19 protein-coding genes and 1 pseudogene are annotated in these 22,632 nt (G+C 66.2%); 11 read left to right on the forward strand and 9 right to left on the reverse strand.

Annotated features, from left to right (window positions below; all coding sequences use genetic code 11):
* Window positions 1-42: 42 nt before the first annotated feature.
* Both SB764_RS31120 and SB764_RS31125 read right to left on the reverse strand, forming a co-directional pair.
* Entirely contained in the window at window positions 43-774 is a 732-nt protein-coding gene (locus tag SB764_RS31120; RefSeq protein ID WP_065062810.1) for a DsbC family protein, read from the reverse strand.
* Window positions 775-1,031: 257 nt separating this feature from the next.
* Complete coding sequence (locus SB764_RS31125) at window positions 1,032-2,204, reverse strand: UbiH/UbiF family hydroxylase (RefSeq protein ID WP_065062623.1); 1,173 nt, start codon at window positions 2,202-2,204, stop codon at window positions 1,032-1,034.
* A gap of 340 nt (window positions 2,205-2,544) precedes the next feature.
* Here SB764_RS31125 and ychF point away from each other — a divergent pair, with 340 nt between their 5' ends.
* The 3 genes from ychF to SB764_RS31140 all read left to right on the forward strand — a co-directional run bounded on the left by ychF (window position 2,545) and on the right by SB764_RS31140 (window position 6,930).
* Window positions 2,545-3,639 (forward strand): redox-regulated ATPase YchF, encoded by a 1,095-nt coding sequence (ychF, locus tag SB764_RS31130; protein ID WP_065062625.1) that lies wholly within the window; start codon window positions 2,545-2,547, stop codon window positions 3,637-3,639.
* A 215-nt stretch (window positions 3,640-3,854) separates the two neighbouring features.
* Window positions 3,855-5,519, forward strand: a complete 1,665-nt coding sequence (gene ettA, locus SB764_RS31135; RefSeq protein WP_074987125.1) for an energy-dependent translational throttle protein EttA — start codon at window positions 3,855-3,857, stop codon at window positions 5,517-5,519.
* Window positions 5,520-5,739: 220 nt separating this feature from the next.
* Complete coding sequence (locus tag SB764_RS31140) at window positions 5,740-6,930, forward strand: DUF748 domain-containing protein (RefSeq protein ID WP_183716841.1); 1,191 nt, start codon at window positions 5,740-5,742, stop codon at window positions 6,928-6,930.
* A gap of 39 nt (window positions 6,931-6,969) precedes the next feature.
* Here the strand turns inward: SB764_RS31140 and SB764_RS31145 are convergent, their stop codons facing one another.
* The 3 genes from SB764_RS31145 to SB764_RS31155 all read right to left on the reverse strand — a co-directional run bounded on the left by SB764_RS31145 (window position 6,970) and on the right by SB764_RS31155 (window position 9,880).
* Window positions 6,970-7,593 (reverse strand): HAD family hydrolase, encoded by a 624-nt coding sequence (locus SB764_RS31145; RefSeq protein WP_065062631.1) that lies wholly within the window; start codon window positions 7,591-7,593, stop codon window positions 6,970-6,972.
* Between the two features lie 54 nt (window positions 7,594-7,647).
* Entirely contained in the window at window positions 7,648-9,462 is a 1,815-nt protein-coding gene (locus SB764_RS31150) for an aminopeptidase P family protein (RefSeq protein WP_065062633.1), read from the reverse strand.
* A gap of 154 nt (window positions 9,463-9,616) precedes the next feature.
* Entirely contained in the window at window positions 9,617-9,880 is a 264-nt protein-coding gene (locus SB764_RS31155) for a hypothetical protein (protein WP_065062636.1), read from the reverse strand.
* 198 nt (window positions 9,881-10,078) lie between these two features.
* Here SB764_RS31155 and SB764_RS31160 point away from each other — a divergent pair, with 198 nt between their 5' ends.
* The 7 genes and pseudogenes from SB764_RS31160 to SB764_RS31190 all read left to right on the forward strand — a co-directional run bounded on the left by SB764_RS31160 (window position 10,079) and on the right by SB764_RS31190 (window position 16,441).
* Complete coding sequence (locus SB764_RS31160; RefSeq protein ID WP_065062637.1) at window positions 10,079-10,780, forward strand: response regulator transcription factor; 702 nt, start codon at window positions 10,079-10,081, stop codon at window positions 10,778-10,780.
* A gap of 72 nt (window positions 10,781-10,852) precedes the next feature.
* Window positions 10,853-12,121: pseudogene (gene hemA / locus SB764_RS31165) on the forward strand (glutamyl-tRNA reductase); the annotation flags it as partial.
* Window positions 12,122-12,361: 240 nt separating this feature from the next.
* Entirely contained in the window at window positions 12,362-13,444 is a 1,083-nt protein-coding gene (gene prfA / locus SB764_RS31170) for a peptide chain release factor 1 (protein ID WP_176081463.1), read from the forward strand.
* 43 nt (window positions 13,445-13,487) lie between these two features.
* The gene (gene prmC / locus SB764_RS31175) at window positions 13,488-14,342 is read left to right on the forward strand and encodes a peptide chain release factor N(5)-glutamine methyltransferase (protein WP_410865917.1); all 855 of its coding nucleotides are present in this window, start codon (window positions 13,488-13,490) and stop codon (window positions 14,340-14,342) included.
* A gap of 94 nt (window positions 14,343-14,436) precedes the next feature.
* Entirely contained in the window at window positions 14,437-14,748 is a 312-nt protein-coding gene (gene grxD, locus SB764_RS31180; RefSeq protein ID WP_028214777.1) for a Grx4 family monothiol glutaredoxin, read from the forward strand.
* A gap of 135 nt (window positions 14,749-14,883) precedes the next feature.
* A complete protein-coding gene (locus SB764_RS31185; protein ID WP_065062643.1) occupies window positions 14,884-15,492 on the forward strand; it encodes a UbiX family flavin prenyltransferase in 609 nt (202 codons plus the stop codon).
* 151 nt (window positions 15,493-15,643) lie between these two features.
* A complete protein-coding gene (locus tag SB764_RS31190) occupies window positions 15,644-16,441 on the forward strand; it encodes a DODA-type extradiol aromatic ring-opening family dioxygenase (RefSeq protein WP_065062645.1) in 798 nt (265 codons plus the stop codon).
* Between the two features lie 105 nt (window positions 16,442-16,546).
* Here SB764_RS31190 and SB764_RS31195 read toward each other — a convergent pair whose 3' ends face one another.
* On the reverse strand, window positions 16,547-18,142 hold the full coding sequence (locus SB764_RS31195) for an APC family permease (protein WP_065062646.1): 1,596 nt from the start codon (window positions 18,140-18,142) through the stop codon (window positions 16,547-16,549).
* Window positions 18,143-18,575: 433 nt separating this feature from the next.
* Between SB764_RS31195 and SB764_RS31200 the strand changes: the two genes are divergently transcribed.
* Entirely contained in the window at window positions 18,576-18,779 is a 204-nt protein-coding gene (locus SB764_RS31200; RefSeq protein WP_027797379.1) for a cold-shock protein, read from the forward strand.
* A gap of 142 nt (window positions 18,780-18,921) precedes the next feature.
* On the opposite strand, the gene SB764_RS31205 is transcribed toward SB764_RS31200, so the two are convergent.
* The 3 genes from SB764_RS31205 to SB764_RS31215 all read right to left on the reverse strand — a co-directional run bounded on the left by SB764_RS31205 (window position 18,922) and on the right by SB764_RS31215 (window position 22,544).
* A complete protein-coding gene (locus tag SB764_RS31205; protein ID WP_260183765.1) occupies window positions 18,922-20,232 on the reverse strand; it encodes an Hsp70 family protein in 1,311 nt (436 codons plus the stop codon).
* A gap of 280 nt (window positions 20,233-20,512) precedes the next feature.
* Window positions 20,513-21,115: a nitroreductase family protein gene (locus SB764_RS31210; RefSeq protein WP_065062648.1), complete on the reverse strand. Its 603-nt coding sequence runs from the start codon at window positions 21,113-21,115 to the stop codon at window positions 20,513-20,515.
* A 145-nt stretch (window positions 21,116-21,260) separates the two neighbouring features.
* On the reverse strand, window positions 21,261-22,544 hold the full coding sequence (locus tag SB764_RS31215) for an MFS transporter (RefSeq protein WP_074987133.1): 1,284 nt from the start codon (window positions 22,542-22,544) through the stop codon (window positions 21,261-21,263).
* Between the last annotated feature and the right edge of the window lie 88 nt (window positions 22,545-22,632).

The following is a 22,632-nucleotide window of genomic DNA, read 5'->3' on the forward strand; positions in this document are numbered from 1 at the left end:
AAAGCACCGGCCGCAAAGGCGGCCGGCGTGTCGGGTGTCGCGTCAGCGAGCGGCGCTCAAGGCGCTTTCGAGCCGGTCCGCGCTGACCGCGCCCGGCAGACGGGTGCCGTCGGCGAGGATCACGGTGGGCGTGCCGGTCACGTTCATCTTCGCGCCGAGCTGGAGGTTGCTGTCGATCGCAGCGGTGTTGCAGGTGCCGGCGGCCGTGGGCGCCTTGCGGTCCACCATCCACGATTCCCACGCCTTCGCGCGGTCCGACGAGCACCAGATCTGCTTGGCCTTCTGCGTGGAATCCGGCGAGAGCACCGGATACAGGAAGGTGTAGACCGTGACGTTGTCGACCGACTTCAGCGTGCTTTCGAGCTGATGGCAGTACGGGCAGTTCGGGTCGGAGAACACGGCGATCTTGCGCTTGCCGTCTCCCTTCACGACCTTCACGGCGTTTTCGAGCGGCAGCTTCGAGAAGTCGACCTTGTTGATCTCGGCCAGACGCGACTCGGTGAGATTGCGGTGCGCCTTGGCGTCGATGAGGTCGCCGGTCAGCACGTAGTCGCCGTTGGCGTCGCTATAGACGATCTGCGAGCCGAGGTTCACTTCGTAGAGACCCGCGACCGGCGCCTTGGTGATGCCCTTGATGTCGCCGCTGTCGATGCCGAGGCGCGACTGCAGCGCGGTCTTGATCTTGTCCGTGGTCTGGTCGGCCTGGGCCGAGCAGCCGAGCACCGAGGCGACCGCCGCGAGGACGAGCGCGGCAATGCGAATACGCTTTTGCATGTGAAGCATTCCTGATTCGGGCGCGCGGCGCGATGCGATGCGCGCGAAACGTTGCGGATGGGTTCGGTCTGCGAACTGTGCTGCGGACCCTGCGCTGAACCCGGCGGCGCGGCGACGTCACGGGACATTGCCGTCGTGCGCCGCTGACTCAACCATCCATTCTAAGCTGCCGAGCGGCGCGGTACCGGAAATGTCACCGCGAGCGCGGTTTGTGCGCGGGCTGTGCGCGGTCTGTGCCGCTTGGGCCCGGCGCGCCCTCAGCCAAGCGCCGACGCCACGAGCCAGCGCTTGACGAGCGGCTGCGCGCCCACGAAGGCCATGCCCGTGTTGCGCACGGCGCGCGCGAGCGTGCCGGGCACCGAGAACAGCCGCTGCAGACCGTCGGTGGCCACGACGAGCTTTTGAATGTCTTCGCGGCGGCCGCGTTCGTAGCGGCGCAGCAGAACGGTGTCGCCGAGATCGCGGAAGGCTTCCTTCTGCGTGACGACGTCGACGAGCGCCGCCACGTCGCGCAGACCGAGATTGACGCCCTGCCCCGCGAGCGGGTGGATCAGATGCGCGGCGTCGCCGACCAGCGCGACGCGCGGCGCGATCAGCTTGTCGACGGTTTGCAGCGAGAGCGGGAAACCGCGCGCGGGCGTGACGCATTCGAGCGCGCCGTGCTGACGCTGCGTGACGCGCTCGACTTCGGCGGCCAGCTGCTCGGGTTCGAGCTTGAGCAGTTCGTCCGCGTGCGCCGTTTGCGCCGACCACACGAGCGAAACGTGCTGATCGGGCAGCGGCAGCAGCGCGATGATCTCGCCGTCGCGGAACCATTGATACGCGCATTCGCCGTGCGGCTTTTCCGCGCGGAAATTGGCGACCACGCCGGTCTGCCGATAGTCGCGGCGTTCGACCGTCGCGCCGATCTGCGCGCGCACCCACGAGTGCGCGCCGTCCGCGCCCACGGCCAGATCGGCTTCGATCGTGCGGCCGTTCGCGAGTCCGATCACGGCGGCGGAGGGATTCACGTCGAGCGTTTGCGCGCGCGAGTCGATCCACGTGAGGTTGGGCTGGAAATGCAGCGCGGAGTCCATCGCGCGCTCGATCAGCGACGATTCGGCGATCCACGCGAGCTGCGAAACCGACGCCTGATACGCCGAGAAGTGCAGTTCCGCGGCGGCGTCGCCGAACACGCGCATGTCGTAGACGGGCGTGAGCCGCGCGGGATCCGCCGCCTGCCAGACCCGCAGCCGCTCGAACAGCGCCTGCGAGCTGCGCGAAAAGGCGTAGACGCGCGCGTCGAACACGGCGCCCGGCGGCAGCGGCGCGCAAGGCTGCGCGAGCAGCGCCACGCGCAGGCCGTTCTGGGTCAGCGCCAGCGCCGCCGCCTTGCCGACGAGCCCGCCGCCGATCACGGCGACATCAAAGGTCTGGTTGCTTGCAGTCATCCGCGCATTATAGCCGTGGGCCCTTGTCTGACAGGGCCGGATGGGCGCGATGTTGCGGTGCGGCAAGCGCGTGCGGCCGGGGGCGGGCGGCGTGTGCCTGCGGTTCATCCACGCGTCGCCCGATAGCGCCCTTTTCCGCGCCCCGGCTTTGCGGCGCACCGCTCACCAAAGCCATGCGCGGACAAGGTTACAATTACGGTTTTCGTGACGTCGCGTCACGCCCCCGACGTGCATTCCGGGCCGTCCCCGGCTCGCCTCCCGGCGAGCGCCGGCACTGCCAGGCAGCGGACGCCCGAGCCCGGCGCGCCGCACGTCGCCACCCTGACATGCAGAGATTTCCATGAGCCTCAAATGCGGCATCGTCGGCTTGCCTAACGTCGGCAAGTCCACCCTCTTCAACGCGCTGACCAAAGCGGGCATCGCCGCCGAAAACTATCCGTTCTGCACGATCGAGCCGAACGTCGGCGTGGTCGAAGTGCCGGATCCGCGCCTGAAGGCGCTCTCGGAGATCGTCAAGCCCGAGCGCGTCGTGCCGGCCGTGGTCGAGTTCGTCGACATTGCGGGTCTGGTCGCGGGCGCGAGCAAGGGTGAAGGTCTGGGCAACCAGTTCCTCGCCAACATCCGCGAAACCGATGCGATCACGCACGTCGTGCGCTGCTTCGAAGACGAAAACGTGATTCACGTCGCGGGCAAGGTCGATCCGCTCGCCGACATCGAAGTCATCAACACCGAACTCGCGCTCGCCGACCTCGCCACCGTCGAAAAGTCGCTCACGCGCTACTCGAAGGCCGCCAAGTCGGGCAACGACAAGGAAGCGGCAAAGCTGGTCGCCGTGCTGGAGCGCGTGCGCGCCCAGCTCGACCAGGCCAAGCCGGTTCGCGCGCTCGACCTGAACGAAGACGAACAGGCGCTCCTCAAGCCGTTCTGCCTGATCACCGCGAAGAAGACGATGTACGTCGCGAACGTGAAGGACGACGGCTTCGAAAACAACCCGTACCTCGACGCCGTGCGCAAGCACGCCGAAGCCGAAGGTGCGCCGGTCGTGGCCGTGTGCGCTGCGATCGAAGCCGAAATCGCCGATCTCGACGACGAAGACAAGGCCGCGTTCCTCGCCGACATGGGCATGGAAGAGCCGGGCCTCGACCGCGTGATCCGCGCGGGCTTCCGTCTGCTCGGTCTGCAAACGTACTTCACGGCCGGCGTGAAGGAAGTGCGCGCGTGGACGATCCACGTGGGCGATACGGCTCCGCAGGCTGCCGGCGCGATCCACACGGACTTCGAGCGCGGCTTCATCCGCGCGCAGACCATCGCCTTCGACGACTACATCCAGTACAAGGGCGAAACCGGCGCGAAGGAAGCCGGCAAGATGCGCGCCGAAGGCAAGGAATACGTCGTGCACGACGGCGACGTGATGAACTTCCTGTTCAACGTTTAAGCGACGTCTTCGCAAGCGCCGAAAAAGCCCGCTCGTGAGCGGGCTTTTTTACGGATGACGATGCGCCGCGCCGCTCGCGGCCCCGCATCGCTCCCCCGCCGCCCGCGCCCCGTACAATAGCGGTTTGCGCATCCCGCCCGATGGCGAACATCGCGCGGTGCAAGACAGAATTCCGCCCTTTTTTCTCCCGTTTTTCAGACTCCAAAGACACTCTCATGGCCCAATACGTCTTCACCATGAACCGGGTCGGCAAGATCGTGCCGCCCAAGCGCCAGATCCTGAAGGACATTTCGCTGTCGTTCTTCCCGGGCGCGAAGATCGGTCTGCTCGGCCTGAACGGCTCGGGCAAGTCCACGCTCATCAAGATCATGGCCGGCGTCGACAAGGACATCGAAGGCGAAGCCACGCCGATGCCCAACCTGAACATCGGCTATCTGCCGCAGGAGCCGCAGCTCGATCCGGAAAAGACCGTGCGCGAAGCCGTCGAGGAAGGTCTGGGCGACGTGTTCAACGCACAGAAGAAGCTCGACGAAATCTACGCCGCCTACGCCGAGCCGGACGCCGACTTCGACGCGCTGGCCGCCGAACAGGCCAAGTACGAAGCGATCCTCGCCACGACCGACGGCAGCGCCGAACAGCAGATCGAAATCGCCGCCGACGCCCTGCGTCTGCCGGCGTGGGACGCAAAGATCGGCAATCTCTCGGGCGGTGAAAAGCGCCGCGTCGCGCTGTGCAAGCTGCTGCTCGAAAAGCCCGACATGCTGCTGCTCGACGAACCGACCAACCACCTCGACGCCGAATCGGTCGAGTGGCTCGAACAGTTCCTCACGCGCTTCCCGGGCACCGTCGTCGCCGTGACCCACGATCGCTACTTCCTCGACAACGCCGCCGAGTGGATTCTCGAACTCGACCGCGGCCACGGCATTCCCTGGAAGGGCAACTACTCCAGCTGGCTCGACCAGAAGGAAGAGCGCCTGAAGCAGGAAGAAGCCACGGAATCGGCGCGCCAGAAAGCGATCAAGAAGGAACTGGAGTGGGTGCGCCAGAACCCGAAGGGCCGTCAGGCGAAGTCGAAGGCGCGTATCGCGCGCTTCGAGGAACTGTCGAGCACGGATTACCAGAAGCGCAACGAAACGCAGGAAATCTTCATTCCGGCGGGCGAGCGTCTGGGCAACGAAGTCATCGAGTTCAAGAACGTCAGCAAATCGTACGGCGACCGTTTGCTGATCGACAACCTCAGCTTCAAGATTCCGGCGGGCGCGATCGTCGGCATCATCGGGCCGAACGGCGCCGGCAAGTCGACGCTGTTCCGCATGCTCACGGGCAAGGAGCAGCCGGATTCGGGCGAAATCGTGCAAGGCCCGACGGTCAAGCTCGCTTACGTCGATCAAAGCCGCGACGCGCTGGCCGCCAACAAGACCGTGTTCGAGGAAATCTCGGGCGGCGCGGACGTGCTGACGGTGGGCAAGTACGAAACGCCGTCGCGCGCGTACATCGGCCGCTTCAACTTCAAGGGCGGCGACCAGCAGAAGGTCGTCGGCAACCTGTCGGGCGGTGAACGCGGCCGTCTGCATCTGGCCAAGACGCTGATTTCGGGCGGCAACGTCCTGCTGCTGGACGAACCGTCGAACGACCTCGACGTGGAAACGCTGCGCGCGCTCGAAGACGCCCTGCTCGAATTCGCGGGCTCGGTGATGGTGATCTCGCACGATCGCTGGTTCCTCGACCGTATCGCCACGCACATCCTGGCGTTCGAAGGCGACTCGCAAGTCACGTTCTTCGACGGCAACTATCAGGAATACGAGGCCGACAAGATCAAACGTCTGGGCGAAGAAGCCGCGCGTCCGAAGCGTCTGCGCTACAAGCCGATCTCGCGCTGATCGCGTCGAACTCCCCCATCGCGCACCGCCACCGAGCGGCGCGGCGAACGACGGCGGCCTGCGGGCCGCCGTTTTTTTGCGCCGGATTTTTGCCTCGACATCCAGCGCGCGGCGTCACGCACGGCATGGCGGTTGCTGGGAACGCGCTACGCTACGGCCTTTGTCACACGCCGCGCAGTCGCCACGCCGTCGATCCTTTCTTTCACGCAAGGTGCCCCGCATGTCGTCGCCGAACCGTCCGCGCCCTGTTTCCCGCATCGTCCTGATCGCGGCGATCGTCGTTGCGGTGCTCGTGCTCGGCGCGCTCATCGGTCTTTACGCGTTGCAGCGCGACGCGAAGTCGCGCATCGAGGCGCTGCTCGCGCCGATCGGCACGGCCTCGCGCATCCATGTCTCGCTCACGCTCGATTCGATCGAGCTCGACGACGTGCGCCTCAAGCCGCCGCCCGACTGGCCGACCGCCGACACGCTGCACGCGCAGCGCATCACGATCGCGCCCGATCTGCGCGCGCTGCTCGCGCATCGCGTGCACATCCGCGACATCACGGTCAGCCATTTCACGATGACGGTCCTGCGCCGCCAGAACGGCTCGATCCAGATCCTGCCGAACCTGCGCGAGGAAATGGCCGCCGCCTCGCCGACTGAATCAGGTAGTGCGGCGGGCACGGCATCATCGGACAAAACCGAGCTGTCTTCGGACAAGCTGATCGATCACATCGGCTTCGACAACGGCACGTTCGACTTTTACGACCGTTCGGTGGGCACTCCGCCGTGGCGCGTGACGGTCAGCGAGGCGCAGGCGAGTGTCGATCACGTGCATCTGCCCGCGCTCGACGAGCCCACGCAAGTCGCGGTGAGCGGCGCGCTCAAGGGGCCGCAGCACACGGGGCATGTGAATTTCGGCGGCTGGATCCGCATCGCGACCAAAGATTCGCAGACGCGCACGACGCTGCGTGGCGTCGACATCACGATGCTCGATCCGTATCTGCTGAAAAAGGCCGGGCCGAAGGCGAACATCACGGGCGGCACGCTCGACCTCGACCTGAACGCGACGGTGAGCGCCTACCGCATCCACGCGCCCGGCACGATCACGCTGCATCAACTGCAACTCGCCGAAAGCAGCGACCCGCTCGACACGTTTCTGTCGATTCCCACGCGCGCGGCGGTGGCCGCGCTCAAGACGCACAAGGGCAATATCCGGCTGCGTTTCGTGCTCGATGGCAATCTGCACGATCCGAAATTCCGTCTCGACGAAAGCCTGATGACCGAGCTGCGCGCGGGCTTCGCGCAGGCGCTCGGCGTAAGCGCGCAAGGCGTGGCGCAGGGCGCGGGGCAAACCGCGAAGGGTATCGCCGACGCGCTGCGCAGCCTGCTGCAACCGGTCGCGCCCGCGTCGTCGACATCGAAATGAACGCGGATAAAGCGTGAAATCCGCGTAAAAAAACGCGCGTCAGACCGGCAGGCCGAGCGCGCGCAACTGCGCGTCGGTCTGCGCGTTGCTCGTGTGATGCACGCCGTGCCAGCCGAGCGCGGTGGCGGCTTGCGCGTTGTGTGCGTTGTCGTCGATGAACACGAGTTCGCCTGGACGCACGCCCGGCAACTGCGCTTCGATGCGGCGAAACATCTCGTGGAAAATCGCCGGATCGGGCTTCACGAGCTTCACGCGCCCCGACACCACCACGTCGCGGCAGCGGCGCAGGATGCCGAAGCGCTCCCACGCCCACGGAAAGGTTTCGGCGGACCAGTTCGTGAGGCCGAAGATCGGCACGTTGGCCGCCTCCAGCCGCTCGAACGTCGCCACGCCGCCTTCTAGCAGGCCGCCGATCATCTCGTGCCAGCGCTCGTAGAACGCGCGGATCAGCGCTTCGTGCTCCGGAAACTTCGCGACCAGCTCCTCGGTGCCGACGGCGATGGGCTCGCCGCCGTCCTGGCGGATCACCCAATCCATCGCGCAGACGTGCGTGAGGAACCAGCGGCGTTCCTCGTCGTCGGGAATCAGCTCGCGATAGAGATACTCGGGACTCCAGTCGACCAGCACGCCGCCGAAGTCGAACACGACTGCCTTGATCGTCATGCGCCTCTACTCCGTGAATGGCCTCGCCGTTCAGCGAGCGAACAATCAGAACAATCAGATCGGCTGCGTGCGCTTTTCCAGCCAGGCGAGCGCGTCGCCGCTCACGTGCGGCGCGACGCGCACGCGCACCGTCTGGTGATACGCATTGAGCCACGCGCGCTCGTCCTCGCGCAACAGCGTCAGGTCGATGCAGCGCGTGTCGATCGGGCACAGCGTCAGCGTCTCGAACTTGAGGAAATCGCCGAATTCGGTCTTTTCCGCGGCCTGGTTCAGCACCAGATTTTCGATGCGCACGCCCCACTTGCCCGGACGATAGATGCCCGGCTCGACCGACGTGATCATGCCTTCTTCCATCGCCGTCCACGCCTCGGCGGGCGCGTAGTGCGAGATGACCTGCGGGCCTTCGTGCACGTTCAGGAAGTAGCCCACGCCGTGACCGGTGCCGTGGCCGTAATCGGCGCCCGCTTCCCAGATCGGCGCACGCGCGAGCGCGTCGAGCATCGGCGAGCGGATGCCGCGCGGAAACTGCGCGCGCGAGAGCGCCATCATGCCCTTGAGCACGAGCGTGAAATCGCGCTTCTGTTCGGCGCTCGGCGTGCCCACCGGCACGACGCGCGTGATGTCGGTCGTGCCGTCGAGGTACTGGCCGCCCGAATCGATCAGCAGCAGGCCGTCGCCTTCGATCACCGCATGCGACTCGGCGCTCGCGCGGTAGTGCGGCATCGCGCCGTTCGCGTTGAAACCGGCGATCGTGCCGAACGAGAGCGACACGAAACCCGGACGGCGCTTGCGCGCGGCCGTGAGCTTTTCGTCGATGGTGAGTTCGGTGATGGTTTCGCGGCCCTGCGCAGCCTCGAACCACGCGAAGAATTCGGCGAGCGCCGCGCCGTCCTGCTCCATGGTCGCGCGCACGTGGTCGGCTTCCGCCGCCGTCTTTCGCGACTTGAAGAAGGTGCTCGGATTGACCGATTCGACGAGCTTCACCGCCTTCGCGACGGCTTGCAGCAGCCCGTATGTCACGCGGCGCGGATCGACCAGCAGCGACGCGTCGGCGGGCAGCGCAGCGAGCGCCGTCGCGGCATCGGCGTAGGGCGCGACGCGCACGTTGTCACGCGCGAGCGATTGCGCGAGGTCGGCGTTCACCTTGCCGTCGGCGACGAACAGCGTGGCGTCGTCCGGGCCGATCAGCGCGTGCGCGACGAACACCGGGTTGTAGCTCACATCGGCGCCGCGCAGGTTGAAAAGCCACGCGAGATCGTCGAGCGTCGACACGAAATGCCACTGCGCGCCCTTCTCCGCCATCGCGCGGCGCACCTGCTCCAACTTGCCCGCGCGCGGCAGGTCGGCGTGCGGTGCGGCGTGCTCGTAGACGGCCGCGAGCGGCAGCGTCGGGCGGCCGCTCCAGACGTCGTCGAGCAGATCGAGGTCGGTGCGCAGCGTCACGCCGCGCGCCGCCAGCGCGTCGGCCAGCGCGCGCGCCGAGGCCACGCCGAGCACCGCGCCGTCGACGGCCACCGTGCCGCCCGTGCGCACGTTCTGCGCGAGCCAGTCGACGTGCGGCGCGGTCTGCTGGCCGCCCATCATCTTCATCAGCTGGATGCCGGTGCCGGCCAGTTGCTGCTCGGCCTGCACCCAGTAGCGGCTGTCGACCCACACGCCCGCGAAATCCTGCGTCACGACCAGCGTGCCGACCGACCCCGTGAAGCCCGATAGCCACTCGCGCCCCTGCCAGCGGCCCGGCAGATATTCGGACAGATGCGGATCGGCGGACGGCACGAGAGCCGCATCGACGTGCGCGCTCGCCATCGCGGCGCGCAGCGCGGCGATGCGTTGGGGGATCGTGGACGTTTCGGGAAGTCGGGCGTTCATGGTTTCACCTGCGGATGTGGGACCGGCACCTCAAGTGTGCCGAAAGATGCGAGATCGGGTGCGCCGGCGTGTGGCCGGACCGCGCAGCGGGCGTAAGAGAAAGCGGAGGCGGACGTAGGAAGGCGCAAGTCAGCGTGCCGGAAAGCGGGAGAGGTCAGCGTCGCGCGCGCAGCGCGACTGCCACCGCGACACACACGAATGCGGCAGCCGTGCAGACCGGCCATTCGAGCAGTTCGCCGTCGTAGAAGAGGCCCGTGGCGCGCCCGGCGGCCTTGGCGAGCGCCGCGCCGGCCAGCGCCGCCACGACGGCGAGCGCGAGGCCGCCCGAAGCGGCGCCCGAAGCACGGCGACGCGGATGGAACAGCCAGCCCGCCAGACCCACCGCGACTCCCAGCACGACGATGCCGAGCCAGCCCATTAGCGACTTGTCCTAGGGATTTTCAGAAAAGTCCGATAGGACCGTCGCTGCGCGGCGAATAGCATTTCTTTTTGTCTCATTAACAACAGTGCTTTCACTGAAAAACGGTCGGCTCGGCGCTTTCCGCGTAGCGGTTGAGTGTAGGGGGCGGGATGGCGCAAGGCAAGCGCGCCCGGCCCGCCGCGGCTGTAAACTGCTATGCGAATCGCCCTTGTCGAACCTGACGCGCGTCATGCTGAACTCGTCGAACGCCTGCTCATCGCGGGCGGTCACGCGTGCCGGCATTTTGCGCACGCTGCTCCGCTCATGGCGGCGCTCGAAGACGATACCTTCGACCTGTTGATCGCGGCGCACTGGTGCGGCGATCAGAGCGGCGACGACCTCATCCCGCACGCGCGCCGCCTGCTGCCCGGCCTGCCCGCCATCGTGCTGATGGCCTCGCCGCACGAAAGCGAGATCGTCGGCAGTCTCCAGGCGGGCGCCGACGACTGCATCAGCAAGCCCGTGCGCGGCCCCGAAATGCTCGCCCGCATCGACGCGCTGCTGCGCCGCGCCGGCGTACGCCGCCCGCGCAACCGCGCGCGCCATGGTTTCGGCGACTATCTATTCGATTCGGCACGCTACCAGGTGTCGTTTAGGGGTCAGACTGTCACGCTGACACCGAAGGAATTCCGCTTCGCGCTGCTGCTGTTTACGAACGCCTCGCGCCCCGTTTCGCGCGCGCGCATTCTCGAAACGGTGTGGAATCTGAACCGCGACGTAAGGTCGCGTACGCTCGACACGCACGCCTCGCGGCTGCGCAGCAAATTGCAGCTCGGGCCCGAGCATGGCTGGCGTCTGACGACGCTGTACGGCTTTGGTTATCAGCTTGAGCGGCTGCCTATAAGCCCAGCGGAATAGCCCGACATTGCGGGCGACAATGTCAGATGCGCGGAAAAGTTATAATATCCGCCTAAATCTTCGCCCCATGGTATGCAGCTTCTAACGATCGGAATCAATCACCACACCGCGCCCGTCGCCTTGCGCGAACGCGTGGCGTTTCCGCTCGAACAGATCAAGCCGGCCCTCGCGCTCTTCAAGGAAGCGTGGTCCGGCGGGCGCCGCAGCCTCAGCGCGCCCGAAGCCGCCATCCTCTCCACCTGCAACCGCACCGAGCTCTATTGCGCCACCGACGCGCAAAGCTCGCGCGATTCCGCCGTGGAATGGCTCTCGCACTACCATGGCATCCGCGCCGAAGAACTCGCGCCGCACGTCTACACGCTGCCGCAGTCCGAAGCCGTGCGTCACGCGTTCCGCGTGGCCTCGGGGCTCGACTCGATGGTGCTCGGCGAAACCCAGATCGTCGGTCAGATGAAGACCGCGGTGCGCACGGCCACCGAGGCCGGCGCGCTCGGCACCTATCTGAACCAGTTGTTCCAGCGCACCTTCGCGGTCGCGAAGGAAGTGCGCAGCACCACGGAAATCGGGGCGCAATCGGTGTCGATGGCTGCCGCCGCCGTGCGTCTCGCGCAGCGCATCTTCGACAAGATCGCCAACCAGCGCGTGCTGTTCATCGGCGCGGGCGAAATGATCGAGCTGTGCGCCGCGCACTTCGCCGCCCAGCAGCCGCGCGAACTGGTGGTCGCGAACCGCACCGCCGAGCGCGGCCGCTATGTGGCCGAGCGTTTCGGCGGCAAGTCGATTCCGCTGTCCGAACTGCCCACGCGCATGCACGAGTTCGACATCATCGTGTCGTGCACGGCGTCCACGCTGCCGATCATCGGTCTCGGCGCGGTCGAGCGCGCGGTGAAGGCGCGCCGTCACCGCCCGATTTTCATGGTCGACCTCGCGGTGCCGCGCGACATCGAAGCCGAAGTCGGCCAGCTCGAAGACGTGTTCCTCTACACCGTCGACGACCTCGGCACGATCGTGCGCGAAGGCAACGCCTCGCGCCAGGCGGCGGTCGCGCAGGCCGAAACCATCATCGAAACGCGCGTCGCGAACTTCATGCAGTGGCTCGACACGCGCAGCATCGTGCCGGTCATCCGCCACATGCACACGCAGGCCGACACGCTGCGCCGCACCGAACTCGAACGCGCGCGCAAGATGCTCGCGCGCGGCGACGATCCGTCCGCCGTGCTCGAAGCGCTTTCGCAGTCGCTGACCAACAAGCTGATCCACGGCCCGACGCAGGCGCTCAACTCGTCGAGCGGCGACCAGCGCGACTCGCTCATCGAAATGATGAGCGGTTTCTACCGTCACGGTCAGCCGGCCAGGGTCGGCAAGACCGACGAAGCCGCGCCCGAAACCTCCACGCAGGCGTCGAATCTCGACGCGGCGTCCAACGCGTCCGGCTCTTCGGACCGTTAGCGGCATTCGCCGCAGCCCATGGCGCAGACTCTGCCATGACCCGCGCGCACGCTACGTGCGCACGCATTTCCGGGCGTTCCGCCCACCGCCCTTTCCCGCAGTCCTACCCGGAGCCCGCTCCGTACCGCCCCGATGAAAACGAGCATGCAATCGAAGCTCGACCAGCTGACTACGCGTCTGGCCGAGCTGAACGACCTGTTGAGCCGTCCCGACGTGACGTCCAACCGCGACCAGTACCGCAAACTCACACGCGAGCACGCGGAAATCGGGCCGGTGGTCGAGCACTATGCGCTGTGGCGTCAGGCGAAGGACGACGAAACGGCCGCGAAGGACCTGCTCAGCGACGCGTCGATGCGCGATTTCGCCGAAGAAGAGGTGAAAGCCTCGCGCGAACGCATGTCGCAGCTCCAGCAGGAATTGCAGATGATGCTGCTGCCGAAGGACCCCAACGACGACCGCAACGTGTTCCTCGAAATCCGCGCGGGCACGGGCGGCGACGAGTCGGCGCTGTTCGCGGGCGACCTGCTGCGCATGTATCTGCGCTACGCGGAACGCAATCGCTGGCAGATCGAAATGATGTCGGCGAGCGAGTCGGATCTGGGCGGCTACAAGGAAGTGATCGTGCGCATCGCGGGCGAGGCGGCGTATTCGAAGCTCAAATTCGAGTCGGGCGGCCATCGCGTACAGCGCGTGCCCGCCACCGAAACGCAGGGGCGCATCCACACCTCCGCGTGCACGGTCGCCGTGATGCCGGAAGCCGACGAAATCGGCGAAGTGGAGATCAATCCCGCCGATCTGCGCATCGACACGTTCCGCGCGTCGGGCGCGGGCGGTCAGCACATCAACAAGACCGATTCGGCCGTGCGCGTGACGCACCTTCCGACCGGCATCGTCGTGGAATGTCAGGACGACCGCTCGCAGCACAAGAACAAGGATCGCGCGCTCAAGGTGCTGGCCGCGCGCATCAAGGACAAGCAGTATCAGGAGCAGCACGCGAAGGAAGCGGCCACGCGCAAGAGTCTCGTCGGTTCCGGCGACCGCTCGGAACGAATTCGCACCTACAACTTCCCGCAGGGACGTCTGACGGATCACCGGATCAATCTAACGCTGTATCGGCTGGAAGCGATCATGGACGGCGATCTCGAAGAACTGATCGGCGCACTGTTGTCCGAGCATCAGGCCGAACAGCTGGCTTCGCTCGGCGACTCGGACTAAACCTCGCCGAACATCATTCATCGACCTCGCATCTGAACGCATCATGAGCGAACTCACCGCCGACGCCCTGCTGCGCGCCTCGCCGCTGCCCGCGCTCGAAGCGCGCATTCTGCTGATGCACGTGCTCGGCTGGCGTCGCACCCAGCTCATCACGCGCGGCGACGAAGCGCTCGACGCCGCGCCGGTCGCGGCTTTCCGTGCGCTCGAAGCGCGCCGCGTGGCGGGAGAGCCGACCGCACAACTCGTCGGCGCGCGCGAGTTCTTCGGCCTCGATTTCGACGTCACGCCCGACGTGCTGATCCCGCGCCCTGAAACCGAACTGCTGGTCGAAACCGCGCTGGCCGCGCTCGAAGGCATCGCGCAGCCGCGTGTGCTCGATCTCGGCACCGGCAGCGGCGCGATTGCCGTGGCGATCGCCTCGGCGCGGCCCGATGCGCGCGTGTGGGCGGTCGACCGCTCGGAGGCCGCGCTCGCCGTGGCCGCGCGCAACGCCGCAAAGCTGCTCGACGCGCATCGTCCCGGCGGCGCGCTCAGCTTCGTCGCGGGCAGCTGGTACGACACGCTCGACGCCGCGCTGCGCTTCGAGGTCATCGTGAGCAATCCGCCCTATATTGCGAACGGCGACCCGCATCTGGACCAGGGCGACCTGCGCTTCGAACCGCGCGGCGCGCTCACCGACGAGGCCGACGGTCTCTCGTGCCTGCGCGCGATCGTCGACGGCGCGCCCGCGCGGCTCGTCGCGGGCGGCGTGCTCTGGATGGAGCACGGCTACGATCAGGCCGCCGCGGTGCGTGCGCTGCTCGACGCGCGCGGCTTCGCCGAGGTGCGCTCGGAACAGGATCTCGCGGGCATCGAACGCATCAGCGGCGGGCGCTTCGGCACCCGGCGCCCCGGCTAGCCGCGCCGAGCGCGCCCGGCTCGCGCGGGCGAAATCCGCTATCATTTCACTCTGCAATCAACGTATTCCGCATCACTCAATCCCAAGGTCAGACATGGACACCCAACAGCGCATCAAGCAGATCGTCGACGAAAACGCCGTCGTCCTTTTCATGAAGGGCAACGCGCAGTTTCCGATGTGCGGCTTCTCGGGCCGCGCGGTGCAGATCCTGAAAGCCTGCGGCGTCGATCAGTTCAAGACCGTCAACGTGCTCGAGGACGACGAAGTCCGCCAGGGCATCAAGGAATTCTCGAACTGGCCCACGATTCCGCAGCTCTACGTGAAGGGCGAATTCATCGGCGGTTCGGACATCATGATGGAGATGTATCAGAACGGCGAACTGCAGCAGCTGTTCGCGGCGGCTTAAGCCGCCGTTCTGCCGTTTTGCTCCGGAACGGCGGCGCGCCCAGCGCCCGTCGTTCCGCGCCGGTTTGAAGCCTGGTTTTTCAGCGTTTCGAGCCGGCGCGCCCTCCCGCATTGCTCTCGCGCCCCCCTCTCCCACGTGAACGCCACCTCACCCCACGCTCCACGCCGCCGTCTGATCGTCGCGATCACAGGCGCCACGGGCGCGATTTACGGCGTGCGCATTCTGGAGACGCTGCGCCGTCTGGGCGGCGTGGAATCGCACCTGCTGATTTCCGCCGCGGGCTGGCTCAATATCCAGCACGAGCTGCAGCTCAGCAAAGAGGACCTGCACGCGCGCGCGGATGTCGTGCATTCGGTGCGCGACGTGGGCGCCACGATTGCCTCCGGCTCGTTCGCGACCGACGGCATGATCGTCGCGCCCTGCTCGATGAAGACGCTCGCGAGCGTCGCCCACGGCCTCTCGGACAACCTGATCGCGCGCGCCGCCGACGTCACGCTCAAGGAGCGCCGCCGCCTCGTGCTGCTGGTGCGCGAAACGCCGTTCAACCTCGCGCATCTGCGCAACATGACGGCCGTGACCGAAATGGGCGGCGTGATCTTCCCGCCGCTGCCGGCCTTCTACAACCAGCCCGCGTCGATCGACGAGATGGTCGATCACACGGTCGCGCGCGTGCTCGACCTGTTCGCGCTCGGACCGGCGCTCGCGCCCGCCTGGCCGGGACTGCGCGGCAGCAACGCCGACTGACTCCCCCACGATCCGCACCCGGTTCGCGCTCCGTCGATTATCAACATCGGCGATACAATCAATTCACTTGCCGCACATTTAATTCGCGAGAGTTGGGTCTTATATTGATCGCAACGCGAACTTTTCCGACCGCCTCGCGCGGCTCACGATCATGACCACCCGTACCCCCACGCTTTTCCTGTCGCATGGCGCGCCCACCTTGCCGATCGACCCGTCGATGCCGCGCGAAGGCTTCGTCAAGCTGGCCGAACATCTGCCGCGCCCCGAATCGATCCTGATGCTCTCGGCGCACTGGTACACGCAGCGTCCGGCGGTGAGCATCGCGACGCAGCCCGAGACCATCCACGACTTCTACGGCTTTCCGCGCGCGCTCTACGAGATCCAGTATCCGGCACCCGGCGCGCCCGAGACCGCGCAGCGCGCGGCGGCGCTGCTGCGCGCGCAGGGCGTCGAAGTCGACGAAGAAGCGCACGGCCTCGACCACGGCGCCTGGGTGCCGATGCTGCTGATGTTCCCGGACGCCGACGTGCCCGTCGCCCAGCTCTCGATCCAGCCACGCGCCGACGCCGCGTATCACTTCGCGCTCGGCCGCGCGCTGCGCGAACTGCGCGACGAAGGCGTGATGGTGGTCGGTTCGGGCCAGATCACGCACAACCTGCGTCAGGCCGACTTCTCGGCGCGTCCCGAGGACGCCGATCCGCGCGTGGCCGAGTTCACCGACTGGTTCGAAGCGCATCTCGCGGCGCGCGACATCGACGCGCTGCTCGACTATCGGACGAAGGCGCCGCATGCGGTGCTCATGCACCCGACCGACGAGCATCTGCTGCCGGTGTTCTCCGCGCTCGGCGCCGCCGACGACGACTACACGCTCGGCGTGCAGTCGCTCGGCACCTACCAGCGCGCGCTGGCGATGACGAACTACGTGTTCGGCTCCGCCACGGCGCAGTAAACCTCCGGACGTGAAAAAGCCCGCCTGAATCGCTTCAGGCGGGCTTTTTTTGCTGCGTTTATTCCCGGTTCAGGCTGCCGCTGCGAACAGCGGCCGGTGCGTCACTTAGTGCGCGCCAATGCCTTCGAGCACTTCGTCGTGTTCCTTGCGCTCTTCCAGATACGGCGTGCGGTAACCCGAATTCACACCCCAGATGTAGAAGCCGAGCGAGATCACTGCGACGACCAGCATGTCCCAGCCGTAGGGAATCAGGTCGTGACCGCCGAACTGCTTCGAGCCGATCAGCGAGAGCACGGCCATCGTCGGCAGGTAGGCGCACAGCCACCATGCGGCCTTCAGATCCTGGCCCCAGCCGCCGAAGCCCTGCTTCGCCTGGAAGTAGAAGTACACCGGCAGCGCGACAACCATCAGCAGGATGATTTCGCCCGTCAGCGGCCACTTCGCCCAGTACAGGATCATCGATGCGCAGACGAACGCGAACGGCGCGATCACCTTCATGAACGGCACCGACAGCGGGCGCTCGATGTCGGCGGCGGCACGCTTGAGCGCCATCAGGCTGATCGGGCCCGTGAGGTACGAGATGACGGTCGCGACCGAGATCACCGCCGCGAGCGAGCTCCAGCCGCGGAAGAAGAACATGAAGATGAACGACACGGCCAGGTTGAACCACATCGCGGGGCGCGGCACGCCGTAGAACGGGTGCACGTTGCCGAAGATCGACGGCATCGTGTTGTTGCGCTCCATCGCGTAGATCATGCGCGAGGTCGTCGCCATGTAGGTCGTGCCGGTGCCGCTCGGGCTCACGAATGCGTCGACGTACAGCAGGATCGCCAGCCAGTTCAGGTTCAGCGCGATCGCGAGTTCGGCGAACGGCGACTTGAAGTTGAACGTGTTCCAGCCCTTGGCCACGTCAGCCGGATTCACCGCGCCGATGTACGCCACCTGCAGCAGCACGTAGATCACCAGTGCGCAGACGATCGAGCCGATCACCGCGAACGGGATGCTCTTCGACGGATTGCGCGCTTCGCCCGCGAGGTTGATCGGGCTCTGGAAGCCGTTGAACGCGAACACGATGCCGCTCGTCGCGACCGCCGTGAACACCGCCGACCAGCCGTACGGCGCGAACGTGCTCGCTTCGCCGAAGTTTTCGTGGTGGAAGCCCGTCGTCATCAGGCCGATGATCGTCAGGCCCGGGATGATGAACTTGAAGATCGTAATGGCGCTATTGGCGCGCGCGAACAGCTTCACGCCCCAGTAGTTGAGCATGAAGTACACGATCACGAGCAGCGCCGACAGGAACAACCCCGAGTGGGTTAATGATCCGTCGACGAACAGCGCGTGGGCCCAGTCGTAGGGCCAGGTGCTCATGTATTGAATGGAAGCTTCGGCTTCGATCGGAATCACCGAGACGATGGCGATCCAGTTCGCCCAGGCGCTGATGAAGCCCACGAGCGCGCCGTGCGAGTAGCGCGCGTAGCGCACCATGCCGCCCGATTCGGGGAACATCGCACCGAGTTCGGCGTAGGTGAGCGCGATGGCCAGAATGACCACGGCACCGATCACCCAGGCGCAGATGGCTGCGGGGCCGGCGATCTTCGCGGCCTTCCATGCGCCGAACAGCCAGCCCGAACCGATAATCGACCCGAGGCCGGTGAACATCAGCGCGAACGGGCCGATGTTCCGTTGAATAGAACTTTTCACGTCTTCTCCTGTATCAAGAGCAGTTCGACACCGCGTGCCCCGTCTGTTGTGCGGGCGGGGTTCCGGCGGCGGTCGCACCTGCGCGCGGTCGATTGCACCCGAAGGCGCAACTCTTGCGCGGCGCGTAGTTTAACGGTTGCACTGCCAAAAGGCGCTAAAAAAAGTGCGAGCACTACAAAAAAAACAGCAACTTAGCAAGCTTTGTAAGGGTTTGTTTCGACCCTGCCGCAAAATTCTATGGAGTTACCCTGGGTCCCGGTTGACCTGGCAGGGAATTAGCCGTATAAAGATCGAGCAGGATTTCAAGCGGCGAGTGTGAATAGGTCTTTCGTAGTTCGCCCATCAACGGTACTCCGGCTGGTCCCATACCCCTTCCTTGATTTTCGTGCACCTCTCTGTGGCTTCGGCCTTTATTCATTTTTAGGAAAGTAATATGGAAACCGGTACCGTCAAGTGGTTCAATGACGCTAAGGGCTTTGGCTTTATCACTCCGGACGGCGGCGGCGAAGACCTGTTCGCGCACTTCTCGGAAATCAAGGTTGACGGCTTCAAGACGCTGCAAGAGAATCAAAAGGTTCAATTCGAAGTGCGCACGGGCCCGAAGGGCAAGCAAGCTGCCAACATCAAGCCGGTCTAAATACCGTCTTCGACCTTCAGGACTCTAACCTCGGTCCTGACAGGCAAGCTTACAGAAAAACCCCACGCTTCCTCCTGAAGGTGGGGTTTTTTGTCGCCTGTCGTTTTTGACGAATTCGGGCGACTGCGCAGTGCGGATGACTTCAGGCGAAGAGGCGCTGCGCGTGAATGCCCAGGCCCGTCGCCACGCTGGCGAGGCGGTCGCCGAACACCGGTTGCGCGTGCGGGAATGCCTCGGCGAGCGCCTGGGTCAGGAACAGCAAACCCGTCGAACCGCCCGTGAAATACAGCGCGTTCACGGCGCCCGGCGCCACACCCGCCGCCTGCACGGTTTCGCGCGCGGCTTCCACGATGCGGCGCGTTTCCTCACGGCCGGCTTCCACCAGTTGGGCGTCGTCAAAGGCGAGCCGCAGGTCGGTTTCCACCTGCTCCAGATCGATCATCGTCTGACCGCCCGCCGACACGCCAATCTTCGCTTCCTCGGCATGCGCCGCCAGCGCATGCCCCAGACGCCAGTCGATCACGCGCATCAGTCGATCGTGATGCGCGGCGTCACTATATAGATGGCGCATGAGCTTGAGTTCGGCCGCGCGCTTGGGCGTGTAGACCGTGTTGATCAGATGCCAGGTCGCCAGATCGAAATAGACGCGGTTCGGCACTTCGCGGCCTTCCGGATCCAGCGACTGATAGCCGAGTTCGCGCAGGATCGTCGCCAGTTCGACGCGGCGGTCGAAGTCCGTGCCGGCCACGTGCACGCCGTGATGCGCGAGCACGTCGTCCTTGCGGGCGAGGCGCGACATGCGCTGCGGCCCCACGCGCACGAGCGAAAAGTCCGACGTACCGCCGCCGATGTCGGCCACCAGCACCAGCCCCTCTTCCGTCAGGCGCGACTCGTAATCGAACGCCGCCGCGATCGGCTCGTACTGGAATTCGATTTCCTTGAAGCCCACCGAGCGTGCCGCCGCTTCGAGCTGATCCTGCGCAAGCTTGTCGGCGCGCGGATCTTCGTCGACGAAAAACACCGGGCGGCCCAGCACTGCGCGCGTGAGACTCGCGCCCGCGCAGCGTTCGGCGCTGCGTTTGAGGTGATCGAGGAAGATCGCGATGATTTCCGTGTAGCGGATCGCGCTGCCGTCGCCAAGATCGGTTGTGCTTTCCGCGAGCGGCGAGCCGAGGATGCTCTTCATCGAGCGCATCAGACGCCCGTCGAAGCCGTCGATATAGGCTGCCAGCGCCGCGCGGCCGAATTCGCGCGTGTGCTCGTCGGTGTTGAAGAACACCGAGGTCGGCAGCGTGGTCTGCGCGCCTTCGACCGGCGCGAGGCGCATCGCGTCGCCAGGTGCCGCGCCCGGCAGCGCCACGGCCGAGTTGGAGGTGCCGAAGTCGATTGCGCAGAAGGGTTGCGCGGCAGCGTTCGACGCTGAATTCGAGGCGGGATGCGGGGAGGCAGTCAAGGCGGGGCTCATGGCGGGGGTCATGGCAACGCCGCGCGGCACGTCGCACGCGGCATTACGGAAGGCTGGGAGGACCGGCTTTGTATCACGAAAGCGCGGCGCGGAGCAACCGCAAGGACGGGGTTCGGCCCCGCAAATAAAACGCGCGGCCCGTGCCGCGCTGCGTGTCACTCCGGCCGCCCTGCGTCTGCTGCGGCTGAACGCCCCGAAGTCCTGCGAGTGCCGGGAAACCGGCCAGCTTGGCCGCGCTCAAGCGTGCTCAAGCATGGCTCAGGCGCGCTCAGCCCTTGAACGGCTGCTTCCAGGCGTTCGCGTAAGCGATATCGCCCACGCTCGCGCGCGTGCGCTCGGCCTTCTCGCGGTCGCGCAGGACCGGATCGAGCTTCTCGGCGTCGCCGTAATGGCCGATCGAGATGATCGCGAGCGGCTCCACGTCGTTCGGCAGACCGAATTCCTTGCGGAACGCGTTCACGTCGAAACCGCTCATCTGGTGCGCGGCGAGGCCGAGCGCGTGCGCCTGCAGCACCAGCGACATCGCCGCCGCGCCCGCATCGTACTGCGCCGTGCGGTTCACTTCGCCCTTGGCGTTGAGCGTTTGCGCCGTCACCGCCACCAGCACGGGCGCCGGTGCGTTCCACTGCTGATTGAAGGGCACGAGCGTCGCGAAGGCGCGTTTGAACGCCGGCTCATCGGCCGTGCGGTCGAACACGATGAAGCGCCACGGTTGCAGGTTGTAGCCCGACGGCGCCCAGCGCGCGGCCTCGATGACCGCGTGCAGATGCTCGCGCGAAACCGGCTCGTTCGAATAGGCGCGCGGGCTCCAGCGGCCGGCGATCAGTTCGTGGATGGGCACGGCTGTCGGTGCGGGTTTTTGCTTCGTCATGCCTGATGTGTCCTTGTTGGCGGGCGCTCGCCCGGGGCTCACAGCATACCCGCGCCGCGTGAAACGCGCTGAAACGGCGAAGGCGGCGCACGTGCAGCCGCCTTCGCGTGATCGACGCATTATCCGCAAGCGCCGCTGCGCGGACTCAGGCCGTCTGCGCGCCCGCCGTGCGCGGCGCGCGGTTGATGCGCAGCACGAGGAACGAGGCGATCAGGCACAAGCCGCCCGAGATCATCGACGCCACCGTGTAGGTGCCTAGGCTCGAGCGCAGCAGCCCCGCGCCGAACGCCGCGAACGCCGCGCCCAGTTGATGGCCCGCGACCACCCAGCCGAAGATGATCGGCGCGCGCTCCTTGCCGAACACGTCGGTGGCGAGGCGCACGGTCGGCGGCACGGTCGCAATCCAGTCGAGTCCGTAGAACACCGCGAAGATCGGCAGACCGAAGAAGTCGATGCCGAACGCGTGCGGTAGATAGATCAGCGAAAGCCCGCGCAGACCGTAGTACCAGAACAGCAGCACGCGGCTGTTGAAGCGGTCCGAGAGCCAACCCGAGAGCGTCGTGCCGAACAGGTCGAAAATGCCCATCGTCGCGAGCAGCGACGCGCCCTGCACTTCCGTCATGCCGTAGTCGCCGCACATGGCGATCAGGTGCGTGCCGACATAGCCGTTGGTGCTCGCGCCACAAATGAAGAAGCTGAAGAACAGCAGCCAGAAGTCGCGCGTGCGGCTCGCCGACGCGAGTGCGCCGAACGCCAGCTTGATCGGATTCTGCTGCGGCGCGGGCGGCGCGAGCGGCGCGTCGGGCTCTTCGCCGAACGGACGCAGCTTCAGGCTGGCCGGGCGCTCGGGCAGCAGGAACGCGACCAGCGGCAGCACCACGGCGGCGGCCGCCGCGACGACCAGCACGACGAGCTGCCAGCCGTGCTTTTCGGCGATCGCCGCGAGGAACGGCAGGAACACGAGCTGGCCGGTGGCCGAACTCGCGGTGAGTATGCCCATCGCGAGGCCGCGATGCGTCGTGAACCAGCGCGTGACGACCGTCGCCGACAGCGACAACGCCGCCACGCCGGTCGAGCCGCCAACCATCACGCCCCAGATCAGAATCATCTGCCACGGATGCGTCATCAGCGCTGACAGCGCCACGCCCGCGCCCATCGTGGCGAGCGCCGCCAGCAGCGTCGGCCGCACGCCGAAGCGCTGCATCGCCGCCGCCGCAAACGGCCCCATCAGCCCGTAAAGCGCGATGTTCACCGAAATCGCCAGCGAGATCGTCGCCCGGCTCCAGCCGAACTGATGCTCGAGCGGGACCATCATCACGCTCGGCGTTGCGCGCGTGCCGGCCGCCGCCAGCAGCACCAGAAACACCACCGCCACCACGAGCCATCCATAGTGGAAACGCCCGCCGACCCATCTCGCTGCCCAGTTCATCCGTGCTCCACGTTCGTTGTTTGGCTTGACCCGTCCGCTGATCTGCGTCTTGCCGATCGACCGAATTGTTACCGCTCGGTCACAAGTG

The organism is Paraburkholderia sp. SIMBA_027 (assembly GCF_046535315.1).
Taxonomy (GTDB): Bacteria; Pseudomonadota; Gammaproteobacteria; order Burkholderiales; family Burkholderiaceae; genus Paraburkholderia; species Paraburkholderia tropica.